This is a genomic window from Streptomyces sp. NPDC002306, assembly GCF_053593435.1.
In genome coordinates this window covers 293,164-307,414 of record NZ_JBSFCK010000007.1, presented here as the reverse complement: position 1 = coordinate 307,414, position 14,251 = coordinate 293,164, and the positions used below count along the sequence as shown (strand labels likewise).

Annotated in this window: 10 protein-coding genes; 5 read left to right on the top strand and 5 right to left on the bottom strand. The window is 71.2% G+C overall.

All coding sequences use genetic code 11. The features are described from left to right. Positions 1-118: 118 nt before the first annotated feature. The 4 genes from ACWCQK_RS17200 to ACWCQK_RS17185 all read right to left on the bottom strand — a co-directional run bounded on the left by ACWCQK_RS17200 (position 119) and on the right by ACWCQK_RS17185 (position 5,297). Complete coding sequence (locus ACWCQK_RS17200) at positions 119-1,780, bottom strand: glycoside hydrolase family 13 protein (RefSeq protein ID WP_451155963.1); 1,662 nt, start codon at positions 1,778-1,780, stop codon at positions 119-121. Between the two features lie 182 nt (positions 1,781-1,962). Beyond that, positions 1,963-2,871 (bottom strand): sugar ABC transporter permease, encoded by a 909-nt coding sequence (locus ACWCQK_RS17195; protein WP_451155962.1) that lies wholly within the window; start codon positions 2,869-2,871, stop codon positions 1,963-1,965. A 13-nt stretch (positions 2,872-2,884) separates the two neighbouring features. Then, positions 2,885-3,889: a carbohydrate ABC transporter permease gene (locus ACWCQK_RS17190; RefSeq protein WP_451155961.1), complete on the bottom strand. Its 1,005-nt coding sequence runs from the start codon at positions 3,887-3,889 to the stop codon at positions 2,885-2,887. 136 nt (positions 3,890-4,025) lie between these two features. Further along, positions 4,026-5,297 (bottom strand): extracellular solute-binding protein, encoded by a 1,272-nt coding sequence (locus tag ACWCQK_RS17185; protein WP_451155960.1) that lies wholly within the window; start codon positions 5,295-5,297, stop codon positions 4,026-4,028. 423 nt (positions 5,298-5,720) lie between these two features. On the opposite strand from ACWCQK_RS17185, the gene ACWCQK_RS17180 reads away from it, so the two are divergent. Then, the gene (locus ACWCQK_RS17180; protein WP_451155959.1) at positions 5,721-6,755 is read left to right on the top strand and encodes a LacI family DNA-binding transcriptional regulator; all 1,035 of its coding nucleotides are present in this window, start codon (positions 5,721-5,723) and stop codon (positions 6,753-6,755) included. 131 nt (positions 6,756-6,886) lie between these two features. After that, a complete protein-coding gene (locus ACWCQK_RS17175) occupies positions 6,887-7,753 on the top strand; it encodes a phosphatase PAP2 family protein (RefSeq protein WP_451155958.1) in 867 nt (288 codons plus the stop codon). A gap of 1,305 nt (positions 7,754-9,058) precedes the next feature. On the opposite strand, the gene ACWCQK_RS17170 is transcribed toward ACWCQK_RS17175, so the two are convergent. Then, on the bottom strand, positions 9,059-12,076 hold the full coding sequence (locus ACWCQK_RS17170; protein ID WP_451155957.1) for a bifunctional [glutamine synthetase] adenylyltransferase/[glutamine synthetase]-adenylyl-L-tyrosine phosphorylase: 3,018 nt from the start codon (positions 12,074-12,076) through the stop codon (positions 9,059-9,061). 171 nt (positions 12,077-12,247) lie between these two features. On the opposite strand from ACWCQK_RS17170, the gene ACWCQK_RS17165 reads away from it, so the two are divergent. From ACWCQK_RS17165 to ACWCQK_RS17155, 3 genes are all read left to right on the top strand, one after another. Next, the gene (locus ACWCQK_RS17165) at positions 12,248-12,763 is read left to right on the top strand and encodes a pyridoxamine 5'-phosphate oxidase family protein (protein WP_451155956.1); all 516 of its coding nucleotides are present in this window, start codon (positions 12,248-12,250) and stop codon (positions 12,761-12,763) included. 47 nt (positions 12,764-12,810) lie between these two features. Further along, a complete protein-coding gene (locus ACWCQK_RS17160; RefSeq protein ID WP_451155955.1) occupies positions 12,811-13,251 on the top strand; it encodes a VOC family protein in 441 nt (146 codons plus the stop codon). A 109-nt stretch (positions 13,252-13,360) separates the two neighbouring features. Continuing rightward, positions 13,361-14,251, top strand: a complete 891-nt coding sequence (locus ACWCQK_RS17155; RefSeq protein WP_451155954.1) for an alkaline phosphatase family protein — start codon at positions 13,361-13,363, stop codon at positions 14,249-14,251.

The following is a 14,251-nucleotide window of genomic DNA, read 5'->3' as shown; positions in this document are numbered from 1 at the left end:
ATTGAAGGTTCTTGCTGAAACACCGCGGAAACCTCGCGGTTGCGCAGATGTTAAAGGCCCGCCACCCAAAAGGGCAGCGGGCCGTAGGAAGTTGCAGCAAGAACTTTCGGAGCGGCGCCTACGCGGTCGCCCACCACACCGTCGTGTCCGCGGGCACCTTCGCCTCGCCGCCGGCCTCCGTCACCTCACCGCTGCTGAGCAGCACACGGCCGTACGCCGGAATGTTCACCGACTCGCCCGTCGTGTTGGCGACGCACACGAACTCCCCGCGCCGGAAGGCGAGTACGCCCTCGGGGGCGCGCAGCCACTGCACCGACCCGCCCGCGCCCAGGTCGGACCGGCCGCGGCGGACGGCGAGGGCGGCGCGGTACAGCTCCAGGGTGGAGCCGGGCACGCCCTGCTGCGCCTCGACGCTCGACCCGCCCCAGGAATCCGGCTGCGGCAGCCAGCTGCCACCGCTGCCGAAGCCGTACGAGGAGCCCTCGCGGGTCCACGGGATCGGCACCCGGCAGCCGTCGCGGAAGCCGTCCTGACCCGCGCCGCGGAAGTACGCCGGGTCCTGGCGCACCTCGTCCGGCAGGTCCACGACGTCCGGCAGGCCGAGCTCCTCGCCCTGGTAGACGTAGGCCGAGCCGGGCAGCGCCAGCATCAGCAGGCTGGCCGCGCGGGCCCGGCGCAGACCCAGTTCGCGGTCGCCGGCGGTGCGGATCTGGGTGCCGAGACCGGGCGGGTTGGCGAACCGGGTGGCGTGGCGGGTGACGTCGTGGTTGGACAGCACCCAGGTGGCGGGGGCGCCGACCGGGCGCATGGCCTCCAGGGTGCTGTCGATGACCGCGCGCAGCGCCGCCGCGTCCCATTCCGTGCCCAGGTACTGGAAGTTGAAGGCCTGGTGCAGCTCGTCGGGGCGGACGTAGTTGGCGGTGCGCTCGACCGTCGGGGTCCACGCCTCGGCGACGAAGATGCGCTCGCCCGCGTACTCGTCGAGGACCGTGCGCCACTGCCGGTAGATGGCGTGCACGCCCTCCTGGTCGAAGAACGGCATGACATCGTTGCCCAGCAGCTTGAGCTGCTCGTGCGAGCCGAGGTCCGGCAGGCCCTTCGCCTTCACCAGGCCGTGGGCGACGTCGATGCGGAAGCCGTCGACACCCATGTCCAGCCAGAAGCGCAGGATCGAGCGGAACTCGTCGCCGACCGCCGGGTGCTCCCAGTTGAAGTCAGGCTGTTCCGGGGCGAACAGGTGGAGGTACCACTCACCGTCCGCGGCACGGGTCCAGGCCGGCCCGCCGAAGATGGACTCCCAGTCGTTGGGCGGGAGTTCGCCGCTCGCGCCCTTGCCGGGGCGGAAGTGGTAGCGCTCGCGCAGCGGGGAGCCGGGGCCCTCCTCCAGCGCGCGCTTGAACCACTCGTGCTGGTCGGAGGAGTGGTTCGGGACCAGGTCGACGATGATCCTGAGCCCCAGTGCGTGGGCGTCGCGGATCAGCGCGTCGGCGTCCAGGAGGCTGCCGAACATGGGGTCCACGGCCCGGTAGTCGGCGACGTCGTAACCGGCGTCGGCCTGCGGCGAGGCGTAGAAGGGGCTGAGCCACACGGCGTCCACACCGAGGTCGCGCAGGTAGGGGAGTCTGGAACGTACGCCCTCCAGGTCGCCCATGCCGTCACCGTTGCTGTCGGCGAAGCTGCGCGGATAGACCTGGTAGATCACCGCGTCCCGCCACCAGTCGCGCTGGGCGACGGTGGCGACGGCGGTGTTTTCGGCCGGGTCGGCGGAGTGCTGGCTCATGGCTTCCTTGCTGCGATGGGTCCCCCCGCTCGATCGCAGTCGAGAGTGGGGGAAGGGGGTCGGGTCGTCGGGGTCTGCGAAGGGTGACGAGGCGGCCGCGGTGCCTGCGGGGTCGGATGGGGCACCGCGGCCGCCACCCGCGCGGTCAGGCGCGCGGGAGCCGGGGTGGGACGGCCTGGGCGTCAGCCCTTCGTGCCGCCCGCGGTGAGGCCGGTCACCAGGTTCTTCTGCACGAGGTAGAAGAACGCGGCGGCCGGTATCGCGATCAGCACGGCGGTCGCGGCCATCAGGTTGCGCTGGGCGTCGTGCTCGCTGACGAAGGACTGCAGACCGACGGCGAGGGTGTACTTGTCGTCGCTGAGCATGAACGTCGAGGCGAAGGCGACCTCACTGAAGGCGGTGAGGAAGTTGTAGAACGCGGCCACCGCGAGTCCGGGCTTGGCGAGCGGCAGGATGAGCCGGAAGAAGGTGCCGAAGGGGGTGAGCCCGTCGACGCGTCCGGCCTCGTCGATCTCGAAGGGGATGGTGTCGAAGTACCCCTTGAGCAGCCAGGCGCTGTACGGAATGACCGTCGTGCAGTAGACGAGGACGAGACCGAAGTAGTTGTCGATGAGTTTCAGGTCCGAGAGGATCTGGTACATCGGCACCATCAGGACGGCGACCGGGAACATCTGGGTCACCAGCAGCACCCACATGAACTTCTTGTAGCCGGGGAAGCGCATGCGGGACACGGCGTAGCCGGTGGTGGCGGCGATCAGCACACCGATGGACGTGGTGCCGAGGGTGACGATCAGCGAGCTCTTCAGCCAGTCGAAGAACTTGGTGTGTTCCAGGACGAACGTGTAGTTGTCGAACGTCATCTTGCCCCAGATGCCGCCGGGGTGCAGGTAGTCGTCCTTGTCCGGGCCGAGGGACAGATAGAACAGCCAGCCGATCGGGAAGAGCGCGATCAGGCTCGCGACGGTCAGGACGCCGTGGGAGGCGAGGGAGCCGGCGAGGCCGGTCTCGCCCCGGCGCCGGGACCTGCGGGGGGCCTCGCCGGGGGTCTTCTCGGTCACCTTGGCGGAGGTCTCGACTGTGGTCGTACTCATGGGATCTCCTGCCTCAGATCGCGAGCTGCTGCTCGTTGCGGTTCAGCCAGCGACGGTAGAACGAGGTGAAAACGATCAGGATGGCCAGCAGCAGGATGCCGTAGGCCGCCGACTGCGCGAAGTCACGCGGCTGCTGTCCGAAGCCCAGGAAGTACGCCCATGTCACGAGGATCTGGGCATCGGGGGCGGTGTTGCCGAACAGCAGGAAGATGACGGCGAACTGGTTGAAGGTCCAGATGATGCCGAGGAGCACGACGGTGGAGCTGACCGAGCGCAGACCCGGCAGGGTGACGTACCGGAAGCGCTGCCAGGCGCTCGCGCCGTCCATCTCGGCGGCCTCGTAGAGGGAGCCGTCGATGGACTGGAGGCCGCCGAGCAGCGAGACCATCATGAACGGCACACCGCACCAGGTGTTGACCATGATCGCGGCGAAGCGCTGCCAGAAGGTGTCCTCCAGCCACAGGGGCGAGGGCAGATGGAGCGCGTCGAGCGCGGAGTTGATGATGCCGCCGTCGGCGAGCATGAACCGCCAGCCGAACACGGTGACGAAGGTGGGCACGGCCCACGGCAGGACCAGGATCAGCCGGTAGAGGGTGCGGCCGCGCAGCTTCTGGTTGAGCAGCAGCGCCAGCCCGAGGCCGATGCCGTAGTGCAGCGCGACGCAGAGCGCGGTCCACACGATCGTCCAGATGAAGTGCGACCAGAAGCGGTCGTACGACGTCGGGCCGAACAGGATGTCCTGATAGTTGTCCAGGCCGATGAACTTGTAGGTGGCGTCGATGTGGTTGACGCCGATCGTGCGGGCCGTGTTGAGGCTGTTCGCGTCGGTGAGGGTGAGATAGAGCCCGTACACCAGGGGGTAGATCACGAGGACGCCGAGCACGACGGCCACGGGGGCGATCATCGCGTACGCGTACCAGTGCTTCTGGTATCCGTGCTTCAGGCGTTGGCCCAGCCCGGGCCGCGGCGCGCGGTCACCGTGGCGCTTGCCGGTGGCGCGGTCGATGGCGACTGTCATGTTCGACACCTTCTGGAAGTTCTTCGGCTCTGAGAAGTGGCTGGGCGGACACCGCCTCGGTGGCCGGACCGGGTCAGGCCGGTGGCCGCCGGATCCTTCCCCCCATGAGTCAGGAGGATCCGGCGGCCACTCGGGGTCACTTGCTGAAGTCCGGCACCAGCTTGGCGATGGCGGTCTCGACGTTGCTCAGGCCCTTGTCGAGGGGCTCCTTGCCACCCGCGATCTTGGGCAGCTCGGTGTCCAGCGGACCCCACAGGGAGCTGTACTCGGGCAGCGCGGGGCGCGGCTGGGCGGCGGCGAGGACCGTGCCGTAGCCGGCGATGCCCGGGTCGGCCTTGACCTGGTCGGTGTAGGCGTCGTCACGCGTGGGCAGCGTGGAGTTCTTCAGCGCGATGGCCGCCTGGCTCTTCGCCGAGGTCATGAAGTTCACGAACTTCAGCGAGGCCTCCTGGTGGGCCTTGTCCGAACCGGCGTAGACCGAGAGGTTGTGGCCGCCGGTCGGGGCGCCCGCCTTGCCGCTGGAGCCGGCCGGGACGGTGGCGATGCCGAGGTTGGCCTTGTCGGAGAACGCCGAACCCTTGTAGAAGTTCGTGATCTCCCAGGGGCCCTGGACGATCGCGGCGACCTTGCCGTTGACGAACGCGTCCTGGATGTGGGCGTAGGCGTCGGCGGTGGTGTCCGCCTTGTGCAGGCCCTTGCCGGAGAACAGGCCGAGCCAGGTGCCGTACGCCTTCTTCGCGGCGTCGGAGTTGACCGTGATCTTCTTCGCGGCGGCGTCGACGGTGTCGGTGCCCTCGCCGTAGAGGAAGTTCTGCGCGTAGTAGGCCTGGGTGGAGCCCCAGTAGCCGTCGACGCCGGTCTTGGCCTTGATGGTGGCCGCGTCCTTCTTCAGGTCGTCCCAGGTCTTGGGCGCCTCGGCGATGCCGGCCTTCTGGAAGAGCTGCTTGTTGTAGACCAGCGCGAGGGTGTCGGTGACCAGCGGCACGCCGTAGGTCTTGCCGTCGTACTGCGCCTGCGTGATCAGGTTCGACTTGAACTTGGCCTGGTCCGCGAGCGCCTCGGTGCCGTCGAGCGGCAGGAAGAAGCCCTTCTTGGCGAAGGCGGGGGTCCAGCCGACCTCGGAGCGCAGGATGTCCGGGGCGCCGGAGGCACCGGCGGCCGTGTCGAACTTGTTCTGCGCCTGGTCGAACGGCACGTTGACGTACTTGACCTTGATGTTCTTGTTGGCGGCCTCGAACTCCTTGACCAAGGCCTGGTACGTCGGTGCCTCGTTGGTGGCGTTGGACGTGTCCCACCACGTGATGGTGACCGGACCGTCGGCCTTGTCGCCGCTGTCGCTGCCGCCGCAGGCCGTCGCCGCGAGGGCGAAAGACGCCACCAGCGCGCTGGCCGCTATGCCACGCCGCATGAGTTCTCCTTGAGGGTGAAAGCCCGTGTGCTACAGGTGGCGGTCCCGTCCGCCGCCCCTGTGACTTGCCGACTGCGCCGTTGCGGCCGCCGGGCGTCGAGAACGTAACAGCCATGTAAGCGTTGCGAAAGACCTTGCAGAAAAAAAGCGCAAGAGGTCACGGAAGTTACGTCGCCGTGACCTCTCGTCGACCGTCGCGAGACCCGTGGAACCAGGGGCTGAGCGGGATCGGACCCGGTTGTGCAAGACTCTGCAAGCTCTTGCTGACCGTGACCCGCGCGGGAATCATCCCTTGCGGGACAGGACGCCGACCAGAACACGAGGACCGCGATGACGCAGCAGCCCGGGGCGGGGCGGCCAACCGCTCGCACACGGCGTCCGATTGGTGTGCAAGGCGGCTTCCGACCGGTACAGTCCGGTGCCGTGACCACACGGCTTGCCGACATCGCAGCGCAGGCGGGGGTGAGCGAGGCGACCGTCAGCCGGGTCCTCAACGGGAAGCCGGGCGTCGCCGCCACCACCCGTCAGTCCGTGCTGGCCGCGCTCGACGTGCTGGGCTACGAACGTCCGGTGCGGCTGCGGCAGCGCAGCGCGGGCCTGATGGGCCTGATCACCCCGGAGCTGGAGAACCCCATATTCCCGGCCCTCGCCCAGGTCATCGGCCAGGCGCTGACCAGGCAGGGCTACACCCCGGTGCTCGCCACCCAGACCCCCGGCGGGTCGACGGAGGACGAGCTGACGGAGATGCTGGTCGACCGCGGGGTCGCCGGGATCATCTACGTCTCCGGGCTGCACGCGGACACCACCGCCGACATGCAGCGCTACGAGCAGCTGCGGGCGCAGGGCGTGCCGTTCGTGCTCGTCGACGGCTTCTCCCCCAAGGTGCAGGCGCCCTTCATCTCCCCCGACGACCGGGCCGCCATGACGCTCGCCGTCACGCATCTGGTGTCGCTCGGCCACACCCGGATAGGGCTGGCGCTCGGCCCGAAGCGGTTCGTACCGGTCCAGCGGAAGATCGACGGCTTCGTCCGGGCGGTGCAGGACCAGCTGGGGCTCGCCGCCGAGACCATCGAGACCGAGCTCGTCCAGCACTCGCTGTACACCCTGGAGGGCGGCCAGGCCGCCACCACGGCGCTCATCGACCGCGACTGCACGGCGGTCGTCTGCGCCAGCGACATGATGGCGCTGGGCGCGATACGGGCGGCACGGCAGCGGGGGCTGAGCGTCCCGCAGGACGTGTCGGTGGTCGGCTTCGACGACTCCCCGCTGATCGCCTTCACCGATCCGCCGCTGACCACGATCCGCAAGCCGGTCCCGGCGATGGGGCAGGCGGCGGTGCGCACGTTGCTGGAGGAGATCGGCGGGACGCCCGCGCCGCACAGCGAGTTCGTGTTCATGCCGGAGCTGGTGGTGCGGGGGTCGACCGCTTCGGCCCCTGGGGACCGGAATCGTCCTTAGGGCGGAGAATCGGGCGGATTTCACCGTACGTCGGTAGGAGTGGCGGGAATCCCATGGCAGTAGGACATGCGGCCCGTGACCGACCAGGGGATGATCGGCGCCGGAACGCTTTTCTGGCAGACTTTGTGCCTATGGGTGAACCGACCGTGACGACACAGGAAGGCCGCGAACGGGCGGCCGTTCCCCAGTCCGTCGCGGACGGCCCGAGGCGGGGTCCGCTGCGCCGGCTGCGCACTCCGCGCCGGCCCCGGCTCTGGTTCGAGATCCTGCTGATCGGGGTGAGTTACTGGACGTACTCACTGATCCGCAACGCGGTCCCGGAGCAGCGGGCCGAGGCGCTGCGCAACGCCGACTGGATCTGGCGGTCCGAGAACCGGCTGGGCATCGCGGTCGAGCAGTCGGTCAACCACACCGTGAATTCGGTGACTTGGCTGATCGTCGGCATGAACTACTACTACGCGACGCTGCACTTCGTGGTGACGCTGGCGGTGCTGGTGTGGCTGTACCGCGGGCATCCCGGACGCTACGCGGCGACGCGGCTCGCGCTGTTCGCGACGACGGGGGTGGCCCTGGTCGGCTACTACCTCTACCCGCTGGCGCCGCCGCGGCTGATGAACGGCGGGGGCTTCGTCGACACGGTCCTGGTGCACCACACCTGGGGTTCGATGGCGTCCGGCGACCTGAAGCACATGTCGAACCAGTACGCCGCGATGCCGTCGATGCACATCGGCTGGTCCCTGTGGTGCGGGCTGACGGTCTTCGCGCTGGCGCGGGTCCCGTGGGTACGGGTGCTGGGGCTGCTGTATCCGGCGGCGACCCTGGTGGTCATCGTCGCCACGGCCAACCACTTCTGGCTGGACGCGGTGGGCGGCCTGCTGTGCCTCGCCTTCGGTTTCGCGGTGAGCCGGGTCTGGTACGGCGCCCTGCCGTACGCCCTTCCGAGCACGCCATGGAGCGAACGCTTCCGGCACGTCCGCCCGGCGGACCCGGTCGGCTGAGACGCCGTTCGTCCGGACGGCACTGACTCTCCCTCGGCCCGGGCGCGCCGAGCGCGCTGGCGCACCGCGCGCCACCGGCACCCACCCGCGAGGCGGGTCGCGGTGGCGCCGTCGCGGAGCCCAGCACCGCACCTAGCGCCACCGGCGCCCACCCCCGCCGCCATCCGCGGGGCCGGTCACGGTGGCGCCGTCGCGCGTGCGGCCGCGCGGATCGAGCGCACCGACTCCTGCGCGCCTCGCGACACCGGGACGGCGGCCGCGCAGGCCCGGCACGGGGTCAGGGGCACGCCCCAGGCCCGCTGCGGGGTCTCAGCGGCACGCCTGGGCCGGCCGCGCGCGCGGAAGCCCGCGACGAGCCGAGCGGACAGGCTGAGCCCGGGCCGCTCGCTGACCACACCGCCGACGGTTCGGCACCCAGGCCGGCGCGGACCCCGCACCGCTCGGTAAGCGAGAGCACAGCGAGGCAGAGGCAGAGGCAGAGACCACCCAGGAGACATAACAGCCGAACCTCGCCGGGTAAGCCCGCCGCGCCCCGGTCCGGAGGGGACTGAGGCGCGGGAGCGGCCGGGGGAACGGGGGTGCCGGGGCCCAGGGTCTGGGGCGCGGGGGGCTTGGGTGCCCCAGAGCCCAGGGGGTGCCCCGGAGTCCGGGAGCGGCCGGGTCGCGGGGTGCCGGGGGCGCAAGGAATCCGGGTCCCGAAGTGCCGGGGGGCCGGACTGCCTGGGGCCGGGGCACGGCGGGTGCTCGGAAGTCAGGAGCGGCCGAGGGCCGGAGTGCCCGGGTCCCGGGGTGCCGAGGCACGGGGTACGGCGCAAGCCCGGGGTGCCCGGAGTCCGGGAGCTGCCGAGGACCGGGGTGCCGGGGTGCCGGGCCGCAGGGAGTCCAGGTCCCCGGGTGCCGGGGACCGGGGCACGACGGGAGCCCGGAGTGCCCGGGAATCGGGGAGCCGCCGAAGTCACGGAAGCGGCCGAGGGCCAGAGTGCCGGGATCGCAAGGAGTCCAGGGCCCCGGGTGCCGGGGACCGGGGGCCGAGGCACGGCAGGAGCCCGGGGTGCCCGGAAGTCCGGGGAGCGGCCGAGGGCCGGGGTGCCCGGGGCACGGCCGAAGCCCGGAATGCCCGGGAGGCCGGGAGCCGCCGAGGGCCAGGGAGTGCCCGGGGTGGCCCGGAGACCAGGGTGGCCGGAGGCCGGGGTGCCGGGGGTACCCGGTCATCTGTTGCCGGTGGGGGTGGGGTGGGCTCGGCTTCGGGTGGGGGACTTGTTCGGTTTGTGCTTTTCTCGGGTTTCGGCTCGGCCGCGGTGTCGGCTAGCGTTCGCCCGCCGCGCCGTAGAACAGTTCCTCGACCACCGCCCGCGCCCTGCGGGCCGTACGCCGGTACGCGTCGAGCATGTCGCCCACATGACCGGGGCTGTAGCCCAGATACCGGCCCACGGCGGCCAGTTCGCGGGGGTCGGAGGGGAAGGTGTCGCCCGCCCGGCCGCGTACCAGCATCACCGCGTTGCGCACCCGGGTCGCCAGGATCCACGCCTCGTCGAGGGTCTCGGCGTCCTCGCCGGAGAGCAGTTCGGCGGCGCGGGCGGCGGCCAGCGCCTCCCGGGTGCGGGTGGTGCGCAGGCCCGGCTCCGCCCAGCCGTGCCGCAACTGGATGAGCTGCACGGTCCATTCGACGTCGGACAGACCGCCGGGGCCGAGCTTGGTGTGCAGCTTGGGGTCGGCACCGCGCGGGAGCCGCTCGGACTCCATCCGCGCCTTCAGCCGGCGGATCTCGCGCGCCGCCTCGTCGCCGAGCCCCTCCGCCGGATAGCGCAACGGGTCGACGAGCTCGATGAAGCGGCGGCCCAACTCCTCGTCCCCGGCGACCGGTTCGGCCCGCAGCAGGGCCTGCGACTCCCAGATCAGCGACCAGCGGCGGTAGTAGGCCTCGTAGGAATTCAACGTCCGTACCATCGGGCCGGACTTGCCCTCCGGGCGCAGGTCGGCGTCGATGAGGAGGGGCGGGTCGGCGCTGGGGATCTGGAGCAGTCTGCGCATCTCGGAGACGACCTTGTTGGCCGCGTCGGCGGCCTCCCGGTCGCTGACGCCCTCGCGCGGCTCGTGCACGAACAGGACGTCGGCGTCGGAGCCGTAGCCGAGTTCGTGGCCGCCGAAGCGGCCCATGCCGATGACGGCGAAGCGGGTGGGGAGCTCGTCCCCCCAGGTCTCGCGGACGGCGGCGCGCAGGGTGCCGGCGAGGGTCGCGGCGGTCAGGTCGGAGATCGCGCCGCCGATCCGGTCCACCAGCGCGCCCTGGTCGGCCTCGATCGGCTGGGCCTCGGTGCCGTAGGAGCCGACGATGTCCGTGGCGGCCGTACGGAACAGTTCACGGCGGCGGACGCCACGGGCGGCCCTGACCCCCTGCTCGGCGTTCTCGGCGCGGCCGACGGCGGCGAGTATCTCCTGCTCCAGGTGGGCGCGGGGACGAGGGCTCAGTCCGCCCCCGCCGCCGTCTCCGTCGCCCAGCAGGGCCACGGCCTCGGGCGCGCGCATGAGGAGGTCCGGGGCGAGGCGGCCCGCGGACAGGACCCGGGCGAGGTTCTCGGCGGCGGCGCCCTCGTCGCGCAGCAGCCGCAGGTACCAGGGCGTCTTGCCCAGGGCGTCGGACACCTTGCGGAAGTTGAGCAGACCCGCGTCCGGTTCGGCGGAGTCCGCGAACCAGCCCAGCAGGACGGGCAGGAGGGTGCGCTGGATGGCGGCCTTGCGGGTGACGCCGGAGGCGAGGGCCTCCAGGTGGCGCAGGGCGGCGGCCGGGTCGGCGTAGCCGAGCGCGATCAGCCGCTCGCGGGCCGCCTCGGCGCTCAGCCTGGCCTCGACAGGGGCGAGTTGCGCGACCGCGTCGAGGAGCGGGCGGTAGAAGAGCTTCTCGTGCAGTCGGCGTACGACGCCGGTGTGCCGTTTCCACTCGCGGATCAGCTCGGTGCCCGGGTCGGTGCGCAGGCCGAGGGAGCGGCCGATGCGGCGCAGGTCGGCCTCGTCCTCGGGGACGAGGTGGGTGCGGCGCAGCCGGTACAGCTGGATGCGGTGTTCCAGCGAACGCAGGAAGCGGTAGGCCTCGTCGAGCTGGACGGCGTCCGCGCGGCCGACGTAGCCCCCGGCGGCCAGGGCGTGCAGGGCGTCGAGGGTGGTGCCGCTGCGCAGCGAGACGTCCGCCCGCCCGTGCACCAGCTGGAGCAGCTGGACGGCGAACTCGACGTCCCGCAGGCCGCCCGGACCCAGCTTCAGTTCGCGGTCGACCTCGGCGACCGGGATGTTCTCGACGACCCGGCGGCGCATCTTCTGCACGTCGGCGACGAAGTTCTCGCGCTCGGCGACCTGCCAGACGAGGGGCTCCAGGGCGGCGACGTACTCCTCGCCCAGCGCGAGGTCACCGGCGACCGGGCGGGCCTTGAGCAGCGCCTGGAACTCCCAGGTCTTGGCCCAGCGCTGGTAGTAGGCGAGGTGGCTGGCGAGGGTGCGCACCAGCGGGCCGTTGCGGCCCTCGGGGCGCAGGTTGGCGTCGACGGGCCAGATGGAGCCCTCGACGGTGGTCTCGGAGCAGATCCGCATCAGGTGGGAGGCCAGTTTCGTGGCGGACCTGAGGGCCTTGCCCTCGTCGGCGCCCTCGACGGCCTCACCGACGAAGATGACGTCGACGTCGGAGACGTAGTTGAGCTCGTGGCCGCCGCACTTGCCCATCGCGATCACGGCGAGCCGGCAGCGGGCGGCGTCCTCCGGCGCGGCGGCCCGGGCCAGGGCGAGGGCGGCGCGCAGGGTCGCGGTGGCCAGGTCGGCGAGCTCGGCGGCGGTCTCGGCGAGGCCGGTGGTGCCGCACACGTCCCGGGCGGCGATGGACAGCAGGCAGCGGCGGTAGGCGACGCGCAGCGAGACGGGGTCGTCGGCCTGCGCCAGGCCCCGTTCGAACTCCTCCACCCCGGGGTGCAGGTCGCGCGGTTCGTAGGTGACGAGCGTCTCCCAGTCGCGCGGGTGCCGGGCGAGGTGGTCGGCGAGCGCGCTGGAGGCGCCGAGCACACCGAGCAGCCGGTCGCGCAGCGGCTTGGCCGCTATCAGCGTGTCGAGCAGTTCACGGCGGGCCGTGGCGGGGCCGGGCTGTGCCTCCAGCAGCCGGACCAGGCCGTGCAGCGCGAGGTCCGGGTCCGCGGTCGCGCCCAGCGCCTCCAGGAGCACCGGGTCGTCGCGGACGCCCGCGAGCTCCGGGCTGTCCAGGAGCCGTTCCGCGGCCGAGGGATCGGTGAAGCCGTGCCGCAGCAGCCTCATGAAGGTGCTGCTCCTGCGCCCCGGCGCCGTCATCCCCGGCCTCCCATCGGATCAAGGGATCGGATCAAGCGATCGGATCAAGGTCGTGCTGGCCCGAGCCTAACCGCAGTCCCCGGCCGAAGCTCCGGGGCCGCCGCCGATGCGTCACGCCGACGGGCGGGGCCGGGCCCGGTGGAGGAGGATCCTGCCTCGGAGGGAGACGCCATGACGCACGAGGATCCGAAGACCGCTCTCGACCCGCGCTACAGCAGCCCCGCCGCCCGGCCGACCCCCTGGCCGCAGGCCGTCGAACGGCTGGCCGCGGCCGAGCTCTACTGGCTGTCGACCGTACGGCCGGACGGACGGCCGCACGTGACCCCGCTGATCGGCGTCTGGCGGGACGGAGCGCTGCACTTCTGCACCGGCGCGCGGGAGCGCAAGGCGCTGAACCTCGCCGGGAATCCGTACGTCGTGCTCACCACGGGCACCAGCGCCTGGGCACAGGGACTCGACCTGGTGGTCGAGGGCGAGGCGGTGCGCGTCACCGACGACGCCCGGCTGCGGGAGCTCGCCGGGGCGTGGGAGGCGAAGTACGGCCCCGTGTGGCACTTCGAGGTGCGGGAGGACGGCGCGTTCCAGGCGAAGCACGGGCCCGCGTACGTGTTCGCCGTGACGCCCCGTACCGCTTTCGGCTTCGGCAAGGGAGAGTTGTTCAGCCAGACGCGCTGGCGGTTCGCGTGACGTACCGCGGACTTCCGCGCGGCTCTCGCCCGGCGAAGGAGTCGCTCATGGACATGACCCTCGAAGTGATCCTGCTGCCCGTGTCCGACGTGGACCGGGCGAAGGAGTTCTACCGGGACAAGGTCGGCTTCCACGTCGACCTCGACGGCGAGGTGATGGAGGGCGTGCGGATCGTGCAGCTGACGCCGCCCGGCTCGGGCTGTTCGATCGCGCTGGTGGACGGGTTGCGGGTGCCGACGGGGACACCGCGGCCGGGGACGTACCACGGCATGCAGCTGTGCGTGGCGGACGCGAAGACGGCGTACGAGGAGTTCACCGCGCGGGGGCTCGAGGTGAGCGAGCCGCAGCAGTTCGCGCCGCAGGACGGCGCCACCTTCATGTACTTCAAGGACCCCGACGGCAACGGCTGGGCGGTCCAGGAGTACCGGCGGCGGGCCGCCGAGCCGCTGCACCAGGTGCTGGCGGCCCTGGCGGCACCTAGGGAGTAGTTCATCGGTTCTTCATCCGCCGGGGCGGACGGCGTGGGCCGGGGGAATTTTGGCGTGAGCATGCTCTGTGCGCACCGCCGCCCTCGTCCTTCCCCCACCGGAGGTAGATGTGTCCGGCAGTTCCGTGTACCGCCGCAGTCGTACAGCCGTGGCGTCCGGGCTGGCCCTCGCGGCCGCCGCGGTCGGCCTGTGGACCGGTCTCGGCGGCTCCTCGACCGCGCAGGCCGCGGCCGGAGTGCCGACCCCGGACCACGTGGTCGTCGTGGTCTTCGAGAACCACGCCTACAGTCAGGTCATCGGCTCCTCCAGCGCCCCCTACATCAACTCGCTCCGCACCGGCGGCGCCAACCTGAGCCAGACCTACGCCGAGACCCACCCGAGCCAGCCGAACTACTTCGCCCTGTTCTCCGGCTCCACCCAGGGCGTCACGGACGACAGCTGCTACACGCCCGGCTTCTCGTCGGCCGCGAACCTGGCCTCCGAGCTGATCGCCGCGGGCCGCACCTGGGCCAGCTACAACGAGACGCTGCCCAGCCAGGGTTCGACGACGTGCAGCAGCGGCAGATACGCCCGCAAGCACAACCCGTGGTTCGGCTTCAGCAACGTCCCCACCTCGACGGCGAAGACGTTCGCGCAGTTCCCGGCCGACTACTCCACCCTGCCGAACGTCTCGTTCGTCGTCCCCAACCTGTGCAGCGACATGCACGACTGCTCGGTGTCGAGCGGTGACACCTGGCTGAAGAACAACCTGGGCGCGTACGCCACCTGGGCCAAGACCCACAACAGCCTGCTCGTCGTCACCTTCGACGAGGACAACCGGCTGGCCGGCAACCGCATCCCGACGGTTCTGTACGGCCAGCCGGTCACGGCCGGGTCCAGCTCGGCGACCAGGTACAACCACTACAACCTGCTGCGCACCCTGGAGGACTCGCAGGGCCTGAGCACCCACGCGGGCAACGCGGCCTCCGCCGCGGACATCACGGGCATCTGGGCGTCCTGA

Bases quoted from the DNA above. Each gene is read 5' to 3' on its own strand.
- ACWCQK_RS17200 (WP_451155963.1), bottom strand. From the start codon at position 1,780: ATGAGCCAGCACTCCGCCGACCCGGCCGAAAACACCGCCGTCGCCACC.
- ACWCQK_RS17195 (WP_451155962.1), bottom strand. From the start codon at position 2,871: ATGAGTACGACCACAGTCGAGACCTCCGCCAAGGTGACCGAGAAGACC.
- ACWCQK_RS17190 (WP_451155961.1), bottom strand. From the start codon at position 3,889: ATGACAGTCGCCATCGACCGCGCCACCGGCAAGCGCCACGGTGACCGC.
- ACWCQK_RS17185 (WP_451155960.1), bottom strand. From the start codon at position 5,297: ATGCGGCGTGGCATAGCGGCCAGCGCGCTGGTGGCGTCTTTCGCCCTC.
- ACWCQK_RS17175 (WP_451155958.1), top strand. From the start codon at position 6,887: ATGGGTGAACCGACCGTGACGACACAGGAAGGCCGCGAACGGGCGGCC.
- ACWCQK_RS17170 (WP_451155957.1), bottom strand. From the start codon at position 12,076: ATGACGGCGCCGGGGCGCAGGAGCAGCACCTTCATGAGGCTGCTGCGG.
- ACWCQK_RS17165 (WP_451155956.1), top strand. From the start codon at position 12,248: ATGACGCACGAGGATCCGAAGACCGCTCTCGACCCGCGCTACAGCAGC.
- ACWCQK_RS17160 (WP_451155955.1), top strand. From the start codon at position 12,811: ATGGACATGACCCTCGAAGTGATCCTGCTGCCCGTGTCCGACGTGGAC.